Below are 16,646 nucleotides of genomic sequence, written 5' to 3'. Positions count from 1 at the left end.
GGCACGCCCATGGCGGGCAGCCGCTGGGACCCGCTGCCCCAGGGCGACTACGACGACGGCGCCACCGCCTTCGTCAAGCTCCCCGAAGGCGGCATCGACGCCCTCCTCGCGGACTCCCCGCTCGCCGCGCCCGGCCACGGCTACGTACCGCCGCCCTTCCAGGCCGCGCCCGGCGCCGACACGGGGGCCGACCCGTCCACCGGCTCCTGGGCCCTGCCGCCCGAGACGGCCGCTCCGGGGCAGCAAGACGCTGTGCGGTGGCCCGACCCGAGCGCCCTGCCCGAGGAGCACCGCCAGCCCGCCCAGGACGGCTTCGAGTACCACCCCGGGGGCACCGGCCAGTGGGACTTCGACCGGTCCTCGCAGGGCGGCGACCCGGGCGCGCCCGGACATGACGGTGCCGGGCACGACGTGACCGGCCAGTGGTCCATCCCGGTCGCCGACGGGGACCTGCCCGACGAGTCCGGCGAGTTCACCACGTCCTCCCTGGTCGAGCAGTGGGGCGGCGGGAACCCGCCCGCCACGCTGCCGGGCGGCGCGGCGGCCCCCTGGGCGGACGAGCCGTGGGTCCAGCAGCCCGCCGGCGTCCCCGGGGAGCACGCCGACGGGACCGCCGTCCCCGTGGAGCGCGACGCGGGGCACGACGGGTCCTTCGAGCCCCACCGGGGCCACCAGGAGCAGGACCACCAGGAGTACGCGGACGCAGCCGCCGCCGAGCCGGAGGCGCCCGCCGCGGAGGCGGCCGCGCCGGAAACGGCCTCTCCGGAGACGTCTTCCGCGCAAGCGCCCTCCACGGATGCGGCCCTTGCGGACGCGTCCGCCACGGAAGCGTCCGCCACGGAAGCGGTTTCCGGGGCGGAGGCGGCCTCTTCGGAGACTGCTCCTTCGGAGGAGCCCGCCGCGGAGTCCGGGGCCGATGACGCCGGGGCCACCGAGGCCGCCGGGGCGGCCGAGACCGCCCCGCCGCACGACGACCACCCCCTGGCCGCGTACGTCCTGCGGGTGAACGGCGTCGAGCGGCCCGTGACCGACGCCTGGATCGGCGAATCGCTGCTGTACGTACTGCGCGAGCGGCTCGGCCTCGCGGGCGCCAAGGACGGCTGCTCGCAGGGCGAGTGCGGCGCCTGCAACGTCCAGGTCGACGGCCGCCTCGTGGCGTCCTGCCTGGTGCCCGCGGTGACCGCCGCCGGGAGCGAGGTGCGCACCGTCGAGGGGCTCGCCGCCGACGGCCAGCCCTCCGACGTCCAGCGGGCGCTCGCCAGGTGCGGCGCCGTCCAGTGCGGCTTCTGCATCCCCGGCATGGCGATGACCGTGCACGACCTCCTCGAAGGCAACCCCGCGCCGACCGACCTGGAGACCCGCCAGGCCCTCTGCGGCAACCTGTGCCGCTGCTCCGGCTACCGGGGCGTCCTGGAGGCCGTACGGGAGGTCGTGGCCGGGCGCGAGGCCCACACGGCCGCCGAGGGCTCCGGGGACGGCGACGAGGCCCGTATCCCGCACCAGGCCGGTCCGGGGGGCGGCGGCGTCAACCCGTCCGCGTTCGAGCCCCACCAGCCCGACCAGCCGCCCCACGAGCAGCCGTACGGCCAGGACGGAGGCCAGGCGTGAGCAACGACACCGCCACCGCGACCACCGCGCAGCCCGGTACCGCTCCGGAGCCGCCGCCGCACGGCCTGGGCGTGTCCCTGCCGTCCGCCGAGGCCCGCGCCAAGACCGAGGGCACCTTCCCGTACGCGGCGGACCTGTGGGCCGAGGGACTGCTGTGGGCGGCCGTCCTGAGATCGCCGCACCCGCACGCGCGCATCCTGTCCGTCGACACCACCCACGCGCGCGAGATGCCCGGCGTCCGCGCCGTCGTCACCCACGAGGACGTGCCCGGCACCGCGCTGCTCGGCCGCGGCAGGGCCGACCGCCCGGTCTTCGCCTCCGACGTCGTACGCCACCACGGGGAGCCCATCGCGGCCGTCGCGGCCGACCACCCCGACACCGCGCGCATGGCCGCCGCCGCCGTCATCGTCGAGTACGAGGTCCTCGACCCGGTGACCGACCCGGAGCAGGCCTTCGAGGCCGAACCCCTGCACCCCGACGGCAACCTCATCCGCCACATCCCGCTGCGCCACGGCGACCCGGACGCGGCGGGTGACATCGTCGTCGAGGGCCTGTACCGCATCGGCCGCCAGGACCCGGCCCCGATCGGCGCCGAGGCCGGCCTCGCCGTGCCCCGCCCCGACGGCGGCGTCGAGCTCTACGTGGCGTCCACCGACCCGCACACCGACCGCGACACGGCCGCCGCCTGCTACGGCCTGGAGCCCGAGCGCGTCAAGGTCGTCGTCACCGGCGTGCCCGGCGCCACCGCCGACCGCGAGGACCAGGGCTTCCAGCTCCCCCTCGGGCTGCTCGCCCTGAAGACGGGATGCCCGGTCAAACTGACCGCGACGCGCGAAGAATCCTTCCTCGGACACGTCCACCGCCACCCCACGCTGCTGCGCTACCGCCACCACGCGGACGCCGAGGGCAAGCTGGTCAAGGTCGAGGCGCAGATCCTCCTGGACGCGGGCGCGTACGCGGACACCTCCTCGGAGGCCCTGGCCGCCGCCGTCTCCTTCGCCTGCGGCCCCTACGTCGTCCCGAACGCCTTCATCGAGGGCTGGGCCGTGCGCACCAACAACCCGCCCTCCGGGCACGTGCGCGGCGAGGGCGCCATGCAGGTGTGCGCCGCCTACGAGGCCCAGATGGACAAGCTGGCGAAGAAGCTGGGCACCGACCCGGCCGAGCTGCGCCTGCGCAACGTGCTGGCCACCGGGGACGTGCTGCCGACCGGGCAGACGGTCACCTGCCCGGCCCCCGTGGCCGAACTGCTCCAGGCCGTCCAGGACTTCCCGCTGCCCGCCCTCCCCAAGGACACCCCCGAGGACCAGTGGCTGCTCCCGGGCGGCCCCGAGGGCGCCGGGGAGCCCGGCGCGGTGCGGCGCGGTGTCGGCTACGCCCTGGGCATGGTCCACATGCTCGGCGCCGAGGGCACCGACGAGGTCTCCACGGCCACCGTGAAGGTCCACGACGGCATCGCCACCGTGCTCTGCGCGGCGGTGGAGAGCGGCCAGGGCTTCACCACGCTGGCCCGCCAGATCGTCCAGGAGACGCTCGGCATCGAGGAGGTCCACGTGGCCTCCGTGGACACCGACCAGCCCCCCGCGGGGCCCGGCAGCCGCGGCCGCCACACCTGGGTGTCCGGCGGCGCCGTCGAACGGGCCGCCAAGATGGTCCGCACGCAGCTGCTGCAGCCCCTGGCGCACAAGTTCGGGATGTCCACCGAGCTGCTCCAGATCACCGACGGCAAGATCACCTCGTACGACGGCGTGCTGTCCACGACCGTCACCGAGGCGATGGACGGCAAGGAGCTGTGGGCGACCGCGCAGTGCCGCCCGCACCCCACCGAGCCGCTGGACGGCACCGGCCAGGGCGACGCCTTCGTGGGCCTCGCCTTCTGCGCGATCCGCGCGGTGGTGGACGTCGACATCGAACTCGGCTCGGTACGGGTGGTCGAACTGGCGCTCGCCCAGGACGTGGGCCGCATCCTGAACCCCGCGCAGCTCGCCGCCCGGATCGAGGCGGGCGTCACCCAGGGCGTCGGCGCCGCCCTCACGGAGAACCTGCGCACCGCGCGCGGCCTGGTGCGCCACCCCGACCTCACCGGGTACTCGCTGCCGACGGCCCTCGACACCCCCGAGATCCACATCGTGAAGCTCGTCGAGGAGCGCGACGTGGTCGCGCCCTTCGGGGCCAAGTCCGTCAGCGCGGTCCCGGTCGTGACGTCCCCGGCGGCGGTCGCGTCCGCGGTGCGGGCCGCCACGGGCCGCCCGGTCAACCGGCTGCCGATAAGGCCGCAGGCGGCCGTGGTGACGGCGACGCAGTGACCCCCGGCGGGGTCCGGCCGGGGTTCCGGCCGGCGGTGGGGTGAGCGGTGGACGGCGTGGTCCTGATCACCGGCATCATGGCGGCCGGGAAGTCCACGGTGGCGCAGGCGCTGGCCGAGCGGCTGCCGCGGGCCGCGCACGTACGGGGTGACGTGTTCCGCCGCATGGTCGTCAGCGGCCGGGCGGAGTACGAGCCCGGCGCCGGCCCGGAGAGCGAGGCCGAGGCGCAACTGCGGCTGCGCCACCGCCTGTCGGCGGCGACGGCCGACGCGTACGCGCGCGCGGGCTTCACGGCGGTCGTGCAGGACGTGCTCCTCGGCGAGCACCTGACGGCGTACACGGCCCTGGTGCGGACGCGGCCCCTGTACGTGGTCGTCCTGGCCCCGGACCCGCGCGTGGTGGCGCAGCGGGAGGCGGGGCGGGCCAAGACGGGCTACGGCGCCTGGACGGTGGAGCAACTCGACGCCGGCCTGCGTGCGGACACCCCACGCATCGGACTGTGGCTGGACACCTCCGGGCAGACGCCGGCGCAGACGGTGGACGCGATCCTGGCGGCCCCGGGGCAAGCCAGGGTCAACTAGCCGAATTTCTCCGTGTCCCCGCAGGTCACGGCGGTGCGGGGGCGTTGTCAGTGGTGCCCGATAGTGTTCTGGGCGTGGGGGAGGACCGTCGGGCGGCGGCCCTTTTCGCGGGTGTTCGCGGAGGCAGGGCCAGGGGGTCGGGTCCGCTGCCGGCGCCTGCGTGCGGGTGCCGCCCGGCGGGCCCTGCCGGGGGACTGCGAACGACGATCCGCGGGGGAACGATGAGCAGCACGACGGACACCGGCACCGACGCTGGTACCGGCATCGGCATCGGCGCCGGCACGATCGCTCTGCTTGAGGGCGCGCTCGACCCGTACGTCACGCACGGACCGACGCGGCGCTGGCTGGCGGGGCCCGGACTGCCCGCGGACGACGGCCTGTTGACGTTCGACGCGCTGCGCGAGGACGGACCGCGCACGGTGGCGGAGTCGGCCGGGGACCCGGCCCGGCTCCCGGCGGACCTGCGCGACCAGCTGGTGATCGGCGCGTTGCGGGACCCGGACGGAACCGAGACGGAGTCCGTCCTGCTCGACGGGGCGACGGGCGAGGTGTCCACCACCTATTTCCTGCACGACCGCCCCGACCTGATGGACCGTCTCCCGCTCGCCCCCTCGCTGCGCACGCTCACGGACTTCATGACCGCGACGCGGGAGATGACGGCCCGGAGCGGCCGGTTCGCGTCGTACGAGGGCCGGTTCGGGCCCAAGGCGGTCACCGGTGTGTCGCAGCAGCTCCTCGCGCTCTTCGAGGAGAGCGCGGACGGCGGCGAGGTCCCGCTGTTCTGGCGGACGACCGCGCTGATCCGCCCGCTGGCCCTGGTCGCGGGCCCGCCGGCCGACGCGTCGCTGGCGCTGGACCTGCCGGCCCGGCTGCTGGACCGGGAGTTCGGGCAGGGCCGCGTCATGCGCTTCGAGGACGTCGACTTCCCCGCGGCGCTCACGCACGAGCCGACCCGCCGCTTCCTGCGCGAGACGGGCCTGCCGGAGGACGGTCACCTGTTCCACCTGGACACGGACGTACCGCTGCCGACGCTGGCCGAGTACTACGAGGACGAGCGCCCGCACGTGCTCACGCCCGACCGGCTCCCGGCCGGCAGCGACCGGCTGATCCGCCTGGGCCATCTGATCGAGGACGACAGCCTGGTGGTCGACGGCACGACGGGCGCGATCCTGCACTGGAACGAGCCGGACGCGACGCTGCACGCGCTGAACACGGACGTCTCCACCCTGGCCTTCACCCTGTGGCTGCTGCACCGCGAGAGAACGATCGACGAGTCCCTCGCCCACGAACTGACGGAGACGGCCTACGACCAGCTGGCCACGACGATGACCCACACCCTCGCGACGATCGACCCGACGGGCACGACGACGGAGGCCACCCGCCACTACTGGACGCAGGCGTTCCAGGACGAGGCGGGAGGGGTGCTCTGACCATTCCGGTCTCCGCATCCGTGCGGGCTCGCCGGCACACCGTCAGGGCCTGAATGGGAGTATCCGGACTGGTGAGAATATCCGGACTGGTTCGTCCGGAAAGAAACCGCTGAGCGGGAATTCACGGCTCGGCTCAGGAAAATGACCGCTGAGGCTGAGCAGGTCACTGCCTCGCGATGGGCGGCGCAGACAGGGTCTGAATCAATCACGCTGCCACGTGAACACGACGCGGTCGCCCGGATCCAGATTACCCAGATAGCCGATCTGGATCACGTCGTACCAGATTCCGAACGCCTTCGGCTTGCGGAAGGTGAGGACCTGCCCCTTCTTGGTCTGGTGCAGGTAGAGGCCGTTGCTCGCCGAAGCGCCTCGGCCTTGCGCCTGGATGATGAAATCGTTCCCTTCGCCATCCGGCATGATGATCGCCTTGGACCATCCGCTGGACGTGTAGCTGATCACCAGAGTGAATTCCACCACATCGTCTCCCACGGCCTTTTTCTGCACCTCGTAGGTGATCAGGTCCGCTGCGTCCTCCGTCCCGAACGAGCCGTTGGGCAGGTCCGCCCACCCCGGGCCGAGACCTACTCCTCCCTGGGCCTGGGCGATGCTTCCCGACGCCCCGTTCTCCTCGCCGTTCGACGGCACGCCGAAAATGGGAAGGCGGTGTCCGGTCCGCTCGATCCGTTGAGTCATGCGGGAATCCTTTCCCTCTTCATGGCGATTATCGGTCTTGTCGCGCATTCGCTTGCTTCCGGCGGGTGGCGCAGTGGAGGAGGGCCGATATCGGAATCCCCGGTACCGGATTCCTGGATTTCCCTCGATCGCCATCCGCAGTGTTCCACCGGGGGATGGGAAGGGTCAAGGAAGTCTCTGCACCCCTCGGACCCGGCCGCCCGGTGATCCGAAACGGCGCCCTGATTCTCCCTCGGTGTACACCTGAACCATACGCAATATCCACCACAGGAATTCCTGCCGCATCTGCATTCGCTGCTTCCTCGCTCGTGTTTCCTCCGCCGCATTGTCGCGACGTACGGATACTGCGCCGGACGCAGTGGGCGCGCTTTGCGGCAGGTGCGCGAGTGCCGCCCCTCTTGCGGAGTGCAATTCATGGGCCGGAGCGCTAGCGTAAGAAATTGAACCGCCAGTGAACAGACGGTCACGGAGGGGCCCCGCGGGGAACGGGGAACGGCCGGCAGATCGGGATGGGGACCCGATCGCGATCCACCGGCCGGGACCGGCCGTGCGCGGGGTCGGATTCTGGGGGACATCATGGCCAAGGCGAACAAGGGCGCGGCAACCGGTGGGAGCGGTTCCGGCCGCAGGACCGGCGGGGCGGAGGCCGGCGGCACGCCAGGTACCGGGGGCCGTTCCGGCCAACCGGGCATCATGCCCGAGGCGGACCCGCGGGCTCGGATGCCGAGCGCGAACAGCAACGGGACGGAATCCGAGCGGGTGATGCCGCAGGCTTCCGCGTCCGGGAGCACGGGGACCTTCTCGATGCCCGAACCGGCCGGCTCGGCCGAGATGCCCGGCGCTCCGGACACGGGCGGCGCCATGCCCGGTTCGGGCGGCACCGGTGGCTCCGGCGGAACCGGCGCAATCGGCGAAACGGGTGGCGGCGGCGAACAGCAGGTGCTCATCGAACTGCGCGTCCCTTCGGGCACCGACCCGGCCGCCACGCTACGACGTGCGGCTGCGATGGGCGACGAGGGCTTCGAACTCGACACCGACTACGCTCCCGTGCCGCTGCAGCCCACCGCGGAGCAGGAGGGGCTGGTGGCGGCGGCCCAGGAGGAGGTGGTTCTCCTCCGGGGCCGGATCCAGCAGACGCGGATCGCCCAGCTGGAGGCCCGGCCGGAAGTCGTCCGGGTCTTCCTGGACGCGGCGATCGCACCGTTCGAGCAGACGCAGACCGCCGAGCAGATGCAGACCGTCGAGGCGACGGGAGCCGTCGTCCCGGTGGAGAACGTGTCCATGGTCGCGCCCGTCGAGGCGGCCGCCGCCTGCCCCATCGCCCCGTGCGACTGCGATCCGCAGACCGCCAAGGGCGACCTGACGACCGTCGCCAACGTGCTGGGGGTCGACCAACTGCACGGCGAGGGCTACAACGGCGGCGGCATCACGGTCGCGGTCGTCGACGGGGGGATCACCGCGCTCGGCCGGACACCCAAGCGCGGCGAGACGGCCCAGATCCCGCGGGTCGTCGCCGGTTTCCCCGAGGCGGACTGGGGCACCACCGCGGCGGCCTGGGGCAACCACGGCAACATGTGCGGCACCGACGTCCTCGGTATGGCACCGCAGGCCGAGCTCCTCGACATCCGCATCGCCGGCACCGGTGGTATCCCCTCGACCATCTCCGCGGCGATCCAGGGCTTCGACTGGGCCATCAGGCGGCACCGCGCCAACGGCACACCGCACGTCATGAGCAACAGCTGGGGCATCTTCCAGGAGAACTGGGATCCGGTGTACGCGACCGATCCCACCCACCCGTTCACCCGCAAGGTGGTGGAGGCGCTGGACGAGGGCATCCTCGTCCTGTTCGCGGCGGGCAACTGCGGGGCGTCCTGCCCCGACAACCGCTGCGCCTCGGACACCGGCCCTGGCAGGAGCATCTGGGGGGCCAACGGGCATCCGCGGGTGATGACCGTGGCTGCGGTCAACTCCCGCAAGGAGTACATCGGGTACAGCAGCGCGGGACCGGCCGCCCTCGACCCGCACAAGCCGGACTTCTCCTCGATCAGCCACTTCAAGGGCTACTTCCCGAGCGACACGGGCACGTCGGCGGCGACGCCGATCGCGGCGGGCGTGGTGGCCCTGTTCAAGCAGGCGGACGCCCAGGTGACGCAGGACCAGGTCAAGCGGGCGATCACCGACACCGCGGAGGACATCGGCAGCGCCGGCTGGGACCAGTTCTCCGGAGCGGGGATCCTGCGGGCCGGCCGGGCCCTCGAACGCATCCTGGGCCAGGGCCGGCTGGAGGCCTTCGGCCGCGGCCTCGACCACGGCCTGTGGCACACCTGGCAGACGTCGCCGGGCGGCGGGTGGTCGGGCTGGAACTCGCTGGGCGGTTTCGTCGACCTGCCCAGGGTGGACCGTAATCTCGACGGCCGGCTGGAAGCCTTCGTGATCGGCACGGACCACGCCCTGTGGCACACGTGGCAGACGTCGCCCGGTGGTGGGTGGTCGGGCTGGAACTCGCTGGGTGGCACCCTCGATCAGCTGGCCACGGCCCGGAACGCGGACGGTCGTCTGGAGGTGTTCGCGCGCGGGATGGACAGCGGTCTGTGGCACACGTGGCAGACGTCGCCCGGTGGCGGGTGGTCCGGCTGGAACCCGTTGGGCGGCATCCTCGATTAGCTGGCCACGGCCCAAAACGCGGACGGTCGTCTGGAGGTTTTCGCCCGCGGCATGGACAGCGGTCTTTGGCACATCTGGCAGACGTCACCCGGCGGCGGGTGGTCCGGCTGGAACCCGTTGGGCGGTTTCGTCGACCTGCCCAGGGTGGACCGTAATCTCGACGGCCGGCTGGAGGCCTTCGTGATCGGCACGGACAGCGGTCTGTGGCACACGTGGCAGACGTCGCCCGGTGGCGGGTGGTCGGGCTGGAACTCGCTGGGTGGCACCCTCGATCAGCTGGCCACGGCCCGGAACGCGGACGGCCGTCTGGAGGTGTTCGCCCGCGGCATGGACCAGGGCCTGTGGCACATCTGGCAGATCTCGCCCGGCGGCGGCTGGAATTCCTGGGCTTCGCTCGGCGGTCTGATCGACAGCCCTGTCGTCGGCCGCAACGGCGACGGCCGGCTTGAAGCGCTCGTCCTCGGCACCGATCACGCCGTCTGGCACAAATGGCAGACCAAGCCCGGTGGCACCTGGAGCAACTGGAACTCCCAGGGCGGAACCGCGTACCAGCTCGCACTCGGCCAGAACATCTCGTAGCCACCGTACGACGCCGGAAGGGCGACACCCCACCAGGGGTGCCGCCCTTCCACTCTGCTGGTCAGACCACCAGAGGCCGTGGCGGGAATTGAACCCACGTGCCTCGCTTTGCAGGCTTGTCTGGACTGACCAGAGGCGGATGCGGACGTGTTCGAGGCCGTTCAATCCCGTACAGATGCTGAAGACACCGGGGCAGAGTAAACGTGTGCGGACGGCTGCGTAAAAGGATGAACGAGACGGAAAATGACACGGTGCGGACCTCATCGAAGGCGGCATCCTTCATCCGCTTGGACCGATCCTGAGCGCTCAGCGAGCGGTCAGGATCAGCGGAGACTATGTCACGAAGCTCTGCGAGGAGACACGTACATCCCATCCGCAGCGACGAACATTGGGCAATCGGTAGGTCAGGAGCACTCTCATTGGGCAGACTTGAGCAATGTCACTCCCCGCTATTGCGATCATCGTCTCTTGCGCGAGTGCGCTGTTCACTGCAACCAACGCAGTGGTTTCGTACCTGAACTACAGGCGTACCAAGCCTCTCATCGCCGTCGAAATTCTGACGGTTGGTAAGCACTATGATGGCGACGGGCGGCTCTACTCGACGCTTGAGGTTGGAGTTCGTCTTGTCAACCGAAGCCCGAGCACAGCAACCGTCGAACGACTCGTCATGAAGGGGAAAATTAAGTCCTTCCAGCGACACAAGTTGCGGAGACTCCGCACCATGGGGGTACACCGAATCGGGGAGCCTCTCACGCTTGAACCCATGGCTGGAATTAAGCATGACCTGAGATTTCAAGTTCCTGAAATGAGACTTGGCTACGCCGACGCTCGACGAGTGCGTGTATACGCAGAGCTGAGCACCGGTCGGATAGTGAAGAGTTCCGGAATGCCGTTCGCCCTTCTTGAGTCCCTCAACAATCTGCGAAGGGAGGATTCCCTCCAGGGTGCGCGGGAGTCACGCATGCCTCTGAACGACTGAAATAGACGCGTTCAATATCAGCAATTTAAGCGGGCTGTCAGGCTGGCAGCATGAACCGATATCAGTACATGGTCGACGCAGTAAGGTCGGATACTGCGGGGCGGGTGGATGGGCTCATCTGAAATCCTAATCTTGCGCCGGGAGTAGATGACGCTTGTTGGATTGTTTCCCAGCTTGCTGTCCCATTAGGTGCGGGGGAGGGGCAGCAGAGCTAAGCGGAATTCCTAAAATATGCACTCGATGGATGCGGAGGGCCTGCAGCAACGGCCTGTTCATAAGATTCTTCTATCAGAGAAACAAAACGGAGTAGTCGAGATTCCCCCGCTGCTTCTGCGGAAAGGCGCCAACCAGCGCCACCAACCTGCCAGTGTTTTCGAGCCATCTCGCCCCGGAAGTGCACCTCTAAGCGTCGCCGTAGCTGGGCTTCATTGAATCGCTTCAGTCGGTAATCGGCGGACCAGTTACTGATAATTAAGTTGACGAAGCCGATCTGCTTAGCCTCCAGTAGCGTTACCTCGGCACTCATTGGTTCCCAGCAGACCATAAGGTCTGGGTCGTTAAGGGCCATGGTGACGAGCTGCCTATGTGAGGCACGCTGCGTCTCCTCTTGTAGCGTGGTTGCCTGGTGTGCTTGATAAGCCAGTGATACGGCAACCCCCACGAGGGCGATCGCAGAAACGAGAGAGCCGTAGATCTGGCTAATGTCGCTGAGCCTTTGCCAATCAGTCCTTGTTGGGGATAACGCTTGGATTAGTAATGGAGCTAACCCAAGAGTGGCGACCGCCGTCAGGACTGTTGTGATCTTCATGAGCGTCTTGCGGTGCCGAACGAATGATTGGGTCATGAGCCCTCCCTCTTAGGCTTTGGCACATCCCGTCAAGGTGGTTCATACCCATTGATGTCAACGAACGTGCGAGGCCTATGCGCCATAGCGAGTGGTTCTCGGAAGGCTGGGACGGAAACTGAGACGGACGGCCGACAGGGCGGCACCCTCGGAGGGGTGCCGCCCTGTCATTTTGCCTGGTCAGGCGACCAGAGGCCGTGGCGGGAATTGAACCCACGTGCCTCGCTTTGCAGGCGAGTCCCTAAGCCACTCGGGCACACGGCCGGACTCAAGTCCGGGGAGGTCGGGCTTGATGTGTCGACCGTAGGGCCGGGGGAGGAGGGAAGCCAAGGGGATCGTGGCGGGTGCAACGGGACTGCCATGCCGCGTTCACAAAAGGCGGCGGCGGAGGTCTTCGGTCGTACGACCATGGTCCCGGTGCGGGGCCGTCCACGGACAGGGGTCAACGCTTGTCTTGCCCCTTACGCTGAGGGTATGACCACGTCAGAACCGGGCGACACCGGCGTCGCCGCCGCCCCGAGCGCACCCGCCGACACCCCCGCCCCGGACGGTGTCCTGAGCCGTTCGTACCGCGCGCTCAGCATCGGGATCGTCTCCGTCGTGCTGCTGATCGCCTTCGAGGCGACCGCCGTCGGGACGGCCATGCCCGTCGCGGCGCGGGAGCTCGACGGGATCCCGCTGTACGCGTTCGCCTTCAGCGGGTACTTCACGACGAGCCTCTTCGGCATGGTGTTCGCCGGGCAGTGGTCGGACCGGGCGGGCCCGCTGGGATCGCTCACCACGGGCATCGGGGCGTTCGCGGCCGGACTCCTGCTCTCCGGGACGGCCGGCACCATGTGGCTGTTCATCCTCGGCCGGGCCGTCCAGGGCCTCGGCGGCGGTCTGGTGATCGTCGCGCTGTACGTGGTCGTCGGGCGCGCCTACCCGGAGCGGCTGCGGCCGGCCATCATGGCGGCGTTCGCGGCGAGCTGGGTGGTGCCGTCCGTCGTCGGCCCCCTCGCCGCCGGCGCGGTGACCGAGCACCTCGGCTGGCGCTGGGTCTTCGTCGGCGTACCGGTCCTGGTCGTGCTGCCGCTGGCGCTCGCGCTGCCGCAGATACGGCGCCGGGCGTCCGGGCCCGAGGAGGGAACCGTCCCCGAGCCCTTCGGCCGCCGGCGCATCCGGCTGGCCCTCGCCATCTCCGCGGGCGCCGGCCTGCTCCAGTACGCCGCCCAGGACCTGCGGTGGCTGTCCCTGCTGCCGGGCGCGGCGGGAGCCGCCCTGCTCGTCCCCGCGGTGCTCGGACTGCTGCCGCGCGGCACCTACCGGGCCGCACGCGGGCTGCCGTCCGTGGTGCTGCTGCGCGGGGTGGCGGCCGGGTCCTTCATCGCCGCCGAGTCCTTCGTGCCGCTGATGCTGGTCACCGAGCGGGGCCTGTCCCCGACGATGGCCGGCTTCTCGCTGGCGGCCGGCGGGGCCACCTGGGCGCTGGGCTCCTTCGTCCAGGCGCGGGCGCGCGTGGAACCGTACCGGGAACGGCTGATGACGCTGGGCATGGTCCTGACCGCGGCCGCCATCGTCGCCGCGCCGAGCGTGCTGATCGACGGGGTGCCCGTGTGGACGGTGGCGGTGGCGTGGGGGTTCGGCTGCTTCGGCATGGGGCTGGTGATCTCCTCCAGCAGCGTTCTGATGCTGAAGCTCTCCGCGCCCGGCGAGGCCGGCCAGAACTCCGCCGCCCTCCAGATATCCGACGGCCTCGCCAACGTCGTCCTGCTGGCCGCGGGCGGAGCGGCCTTCGCGGCGCTGGGCGGCGGCACGGTCGCCCACGCGGCCACGCAGGCCGCGGGCGGCCACCCGACCGCCTTCGTGGCGGTGTTCCTGCCGATGGCGGGGGTGGCGCTGGTGGGCGCGTGGGTGACCACACGGCTGCGGGCCGCCTGAGCCGACCGTCTGAGGGGACCGTCGCCGCGGGGTGCCCGGACGGACCGGCCCCGTGCGGCCGCGTGACTGCGCGGCTGCGGAGGGCTTGGCTCCGGGATGTGACCTGAGTCCCATCCCGTGGCGGTCGCGCGTCGTCCGCGCGTTGACGTCCGCGGGCCGCCGGTAGGGTGGCCCGGTTGTCATACCCCGGCCGATGTCAGACCCAGCTGCTGTCGGCCCCGTCCGGCGCGGGCCCCGCCGCCCGGACACCGCCGAGCAGACCGACCACCCACGGAGACCGTGACTACCGCCCGCCCGTTGCCCGCCGCCACCCTCGATGGAGGGCCCTCCGTGCCCGCCTCCTCAGCCGCCGGTGCCACTTCCTCGCACCACCTGTCGCCCGCGTTCCCCGGGCGGGCCCCCTGGGGGACCGCCAACAAGCTGCGCGCCTGGCAGCAGGGTGCGATGGAGCGGTACCTCCAGGAGCAGCCGCGTGACTTCCTCGCCGTCGCCACGCCCGGCGCCGGCAAGACGACCTTCGCGCTGACGCTCGCGTCGTGGCTGCTGCACCACCACGTCGTGCAGCAGGTGACCGTGGTCGCGCCCACCGAGCACCTGAAGAAGCAGTGGGCGGAGGCGGCCGCGCGGATAGGGATCAAGCTGGACCCCGAGTACAGCGCGGGCCCGCTCAGCAAGGAGTACCAGGGCGTCGCCGTGACCTACGCCGGGGTCGGCGTGCGGCCCATGCTGCACCGCAACCGCTCCGAGCAGCGCAAGACCCTCGTCATCCTCGACGAGATCCACCACGCCGGCGACTCCAAGTCCTGGGGCGAGGCGTGCCTGGAGGCCTTCGAGCCCGCCACCCGGCGCCTCGCCCTCACCGGTACGCCGTTCCGCTCCGACACCAACCCCATCCCCTTCGTCGCGTACGAGGAGGGCAACGACGGGATCCGCCGCTCCGCCGCCGACTACACGTACGGCTACGGCTCCGCCCTCGGCGACGGCGTCGTGCGGCCCGTCATCTTCCTCTCCTACAGCGGCAACATGCGGTGGCGTACGAAGGCGGGGGACGAGATCGCCGCCCGGCTCGGCGAGCCGATGACCAAGGACGCCGTCAGCCAGGCCTGGCGCACCGCCCTCGACCCGCGCGGCGAGTGGATGCCCAGCGTGCTGCGCGCGGCCGACCGGCGGCTCACCGAGGTGCGCAAGGCCATCCCGGACGCGGGCGCCCTGGTCATCGCCTCCGACCAGGACTCGGCCCGCGCCTACGCCAAGCTCATCCGCGAGATCACCGGCACCAAGGCCACCCTGGTCCTGTCCGACGACACGGGCGCGTCCAAGCGGATCGACGAGTTCAGCCAGAGCGACGACCGCTGGATGGTCGCCGTCCGCATGGTGTCCGAGGGCGTCGACGTGCCGCGCCTGGCGGTGGGCGTGTACGCGACCACCATCTCGACCCCGCTCTTCTTCGCGCAGGCCGTCGGCCGTTTCGTACGGTCCCGGCGGCGCGGCGAGACGGCTTCCGTTTTCCTGCCGACCGTGCCCGACCTCCTCACCTTCGCCAACGAGATGGAGGTCGAGCGCGACCACGCCCTCGACAAGCCGAAGAAGCAGGGCGAGGAGGACCCGTACGCCGAGTCCGAGAAGGAGATGGAGGAGGCGAACAAGGAGCAGGACGAGGACACCGGCGAGCAGGAGCAGTTCTCCTTCGAGGCGCTGGAGTCCGAGGCCGTCTTCGACCGGGTCCTCTACGACGGCGCCGAGTTCGGCATGCAGGCCCACCCCGGGAGCGAGGAGGAGCAGGACTACCTGGGCATCCCGGGGCTGCTCGAACCCGACCAGGTGCAGCTGCTGCTCCAGAAGCGGCAGGCCCGGCAGATCGCGCACAGCCGCAAGAAGCCGGACGACGAGGCCGACCTGCTCGAACTGCCCGCCGAACGCCGTCCCGTGGTCTCCCACAAGGAGATGATGGAACTGCGCAAGAAGCTCAACACCATGGTCGGCGCGTACGTCCACCAGAGCGGCAAGCCGCACGGCGTGATCCACACCGAGCTGCGGCGCGTGTGCGGCGGGCCGCCGAGCGCGGAGGCGACCGCCGGGCAGCTGCGCCAGCGGATCGAGAAGGTCCAGGAGTGGGCCACCCGTATGCGGTGACCGCGGGCCGGGACGGCCGGGTGCCGGGACGGCCGCGGTCCGTGGACGCGTGGTGTGCACCGCGCGGTCCGCTTCGGTCACATGTGGACAGAGGTGGATCAAACCCTGGGTAACCGTGACCGGTCCGGACCTGCGCCTGACCGGATTCTGGACGGAGCCTTCCGCTGAGCGAACCGGCTCGCTACTGTCCCGCTACGCACACGCCCCGTGGCAGCGCCGCCGCGGAGCGCAGCCGGTGCCCGCCCGGGGAGGACCCGGGACGCAGCCGACCGGCGGCCTCTGACGCGCGTCGCCCACGGGACCGGTGACGCACCCGCCGCGTCGGGGGGCGCCGACTCTCACACTAAGGAGTGGGCGTCGTGACCGCGGAGACCTCTCAGACGCTCGACCGGGGACTGCGCGTCCTCAAGCTGCTCGCCGACACCGACCACGGTCTGACCGTCACCGAGCTGTCCAACAAACTCGGAGTCAACCGGACCGTCGTGTACCGGTTGCTCGCCACGTTGGAGCAGCACGCCCTGGTCCGCCGCGACCTCGGCGGCCGGGCCCGGGTCGGGCTCGGGGTGCTGCGACTGGGGCGCCAGGTGCATCCGCTGGTCCGCGAGGCGGCGCTGCCCGCGCTGCGGTCGCTGGCCGAGGACATCGGGGCGACGGCCCACCTCACGCTGGTCGACGGCACGGAGGCGCTCGCCGTCGCCGTGGTCGAGCCGACGTGGACGGACTACCACGTGGCGTACCGGGCCGGGTTCCGGCATCCGCTGGAGCGGGGGGCGGCCGGCAAGGCGATCCTCGCCGCGCGGGCCGCCGCCGCGGACGAGCCCGGCTACACGCTCACGCACGGCGAGCTGGAGGCCGGGGCGAGCGGGGCCGCTGCCGCGCTGATCGGGGTGACGGGGGTGGAGGGGAGCG

At 71.0% G+C, this 16,646-nt stretch carries 12 protein-coding genes and 1 tRNA gene; 10 read left to right on the top strand and 3 right to left on the bottom strand.

The window, feature by feature from the left end:
- The first annotated feature begins 9 nt into the window (after positions 1 to 9).
- The 4 genes from FGF04_RS28145 (at position 10) to FGF04_RS28130 (ending at position 5,925) form a co-directional block, all read left to right on the top strand.
- Complete coding sequence (locus tag FGF04_RS28145; protein ID WP_149514412.1) at positions 10 to 1,608, top strand: (2Fe-2S)-binding protein; 1,599 nt, start codon at positions 10 to 12, stop codon at positions 1,606 to 1,608.
- The gene (locus FGF04_RS28140; protein WP_149514133.1) at positions 1,605 to 3,914 is read left to right on the top strand and encodes a xanthine dehydrogenase family protein molybdopterin-binding subunit; all 2,310 of its coding nucleotides are present in this window, start codon (positions 1,605 to 1,607) and stop codon (positions 3,912 to 3,914) included. The genes FGF04_RS28145 and FGF04_RS28140 overlap by 4 nt, the downstream gene beginning before the upstream one ends.
- 47 nt (positions 3,915 to 3,961) lie before the next feature.
- Positions 3,962 to 4,495, top strand: coding sequence for an AAA family ATPase (locus tag FGF04_RS28135; protein WP_149514132.1), 534 nt, complete (start codon positions 3,962 to 3,964; stop codon positions 4,493 to 4,495).
- 221 nt (positions 4,496 to 4,716) lie between these two features.
- Positions 4,717 to 5,925 (top strand): SUKH-4 family immunity protein, encoded by a 1,209-nt coding sequence (locus FGF04_RS28130; protein ID WP_149514131.1) that lies wholly within the window; start codon positions 4,717 to 4,719, stop codon positions 5,923 to 5,925.
- 201 nt (positions 5,926 to 6,126) lie between these two features.
- Here the strand turns inward: FGF04_RS28130 and FGF04_RS28125 are convergent, their stop codons facing one another.
- Positions 6,127 to 6,666: a hypothetical protein gene (locus FGF04_RS28125; RefSeq protein WP_149514130.1), complete on the bottom strand. Its 540-nt coding sequence runs from the start codon at positions 6,664 to 6,666 to the stop codon at positions 6,127 to 6,129.
- A 756-nt stretch (positions 6,667 to 7,422) separates the two neighbouring features.
- Between FGF04_RS28125 and FGF04_RS28120 the strand changes: the two genes are divergently transcribed.
- The 3 genes from FGF04_RS28120 (at position 7,423) to FGF04_RS28110 (ending at position 10,840) form a co-directional block, all read left to right on the top strand.
- Entirely contained in the window at positions 7,423 to 9,282 is a 1,860-nt protein-coding gene (locus FGF04_RS28120) for a S8 family serine peptidase (protein WP_223146411.1), read from the top strand.
- Between the two features lie 51 nt (positions 9,283 to 9,333).
- Positions 9,334 to 9,861: a hypothetical protein gene (locus FGF04_RS40690; RefSeq protein ID WP_223146410.1), complete on the top strand. Its 528-nt coding sequence runs from the start codon at positions 9,334 to 9,336 to the stop codon at positions 9,859 to 9,861.
- Between the two features lie 436 nt (positions 9,862 to 10,297).
- Positions 10,298 to 10,840, top strand: a complete 543-nt coding sequence (locus tag FGF04_RS28110) for a hypothetical protein (RefSeq protein ID WP_149514129.1) — start codon at positions 10,298 to 10,300, stop codon at positions 10,838 to 10,840.
- Between the two features lie 211 nt (positions 10,841 to 11,051).
- On the opposite strand, the gene FGF04_RS28105 is transcribed toward FGF04_RS28110, so the two are convergent.
- Together FGF04_RS28105 and FGF04_RS28100 are read right to left on the bottom strand one after the other, a co-directional pair.
- Positions 11,052 to 11,684 carry a DUF6082 family protein gene (locus FGF04_RS28105; protein WP_149514128.1) on the bottom strand — a complete coding sequence of 211 codons (633 nt, stop codon included), beginning with the start codon at positions 11,682 to 11,684 and terminating at the stop codon, positions 11,052 to 11,054.
- Between the two features lie 192 nt (positions 11,685 to 11,876).
- Positions 11,877 to 11,948: transfer RNA gene (locus FGF04_RS28100), tRNA-Cys, on the bottom strand.
- Positions 11,949 to 12,158: 210 nt separating this feature from the next.
- Between FGF04_RS28100 and FGF04_RS28095 the strand changes: the two genes are divergently transcribed.
- The 3 genes from FGF04_RS28095 to FGF04_RS28085 form a co-directional block, all read left to right on the top strand.
- Entirely contained in the window at positions 12,159 to 13,604 is a 1,446-nt protein-coding gene (locus FGF04_RS28095; RefSeq protein WP_149514127.1) for an MFS transporter, read from the top strand.
- Positions 13,605 to 13,934: 330 nt separating this feature from the next.
- Positions 13,935 to 15,737, top strand: a complete 1,803-nt coding sequence (locus FGF04_RS28090; RefSeq protein WP_149514126.1) for a DEAD/DEAH box helicase — start codon at positions 13,935 to 13,937, stop codon at positions 15,735 to 15,737.
- Between the two features lie 359 nt (positions 15,738 to 16,096).
- On the top strand, positions 16,097 to 16,646 hold a 550-nt coding region (locus FGF04_RS28085), incomplete at its 3' end, for an IclR family transcriptional regulator (protein ID WP_149514411.1).

This window comes from Streptomyces apricus, assembly GCF_008369065.1.
Lineage (GTDB): Bacteria > Actinomycetota > Actinomycetes > Streptomycetales > Streptomycetaceae > Streptomyces > Streptomyces apricus.
Note: the sequence above shows the minus strand (reverse complement) of the source record. Positions and strands in the feature narration are given on the sequence as shown.

What these genes read in the sequence shown, in the direction of transcription:
- FGF04_RS28145 (WP_149514412.1), top strand. Translation starts at nt 10, where the DNA reads ATGGCGGGCAGCCGCTGGGACCCGCTGCCCCAGGGCGACTACGACGAC.
- FGF04_RS28130 (WP_149514131.1), top strand. Translation starts at nt 4,717, where the DNA reads ATGAGCAGCACGACGGACACCGGCACCGACGCTGGTACCGGCATCGGC.
- FGF04_RS28125 (WP_149514130.1), bottom strand. Translation starts at nt 6,666, where the DNA reads ATGCGCGACAAGACCGATAATCGCCATGAAGAGGGAAAGGATTCCCGC.
- FGF04_RS28120 (WP_223146411.1), top strand. Translation starts at nt 7,423, where the DNA reads ATGCCCGAACCGGCCGGCTCGGCCGAGATGCCCGGCGCTCCGGACACG.
- FGF04_RS40690 (WP_223146410.1), top strand. Translation starts at nt 9,334, where the DNA reads ATGGACAGCGGTCTTTGGCACATCTGGCAGACGTCACCCGGCGGCGGG.
- FGF04_RS28110 (WP_149514129.1), top strand. Translation starts at nt 10,298, where the DNA reads ATGTCACTCCCCGCTATTGCGATCATCGTCTCTTGCGCGAGTGCGCTG.
- FGF04_RS28105 (WP_149514128.1), bottom strand. Translation starts at nt 11,684, where the DNA reads ATGACCCAATCATTCGTTCGGCACCGCAAGACGCTCATGAAGATCACA.
- FGF04_RS28095 (WP_149514127.1), top strand. Translation starts at nt 12,159, where the DNA reads ATGACCACGTCAGAACCGGGCGACACCGGCGTCGCCGCCGCCCCGAGC.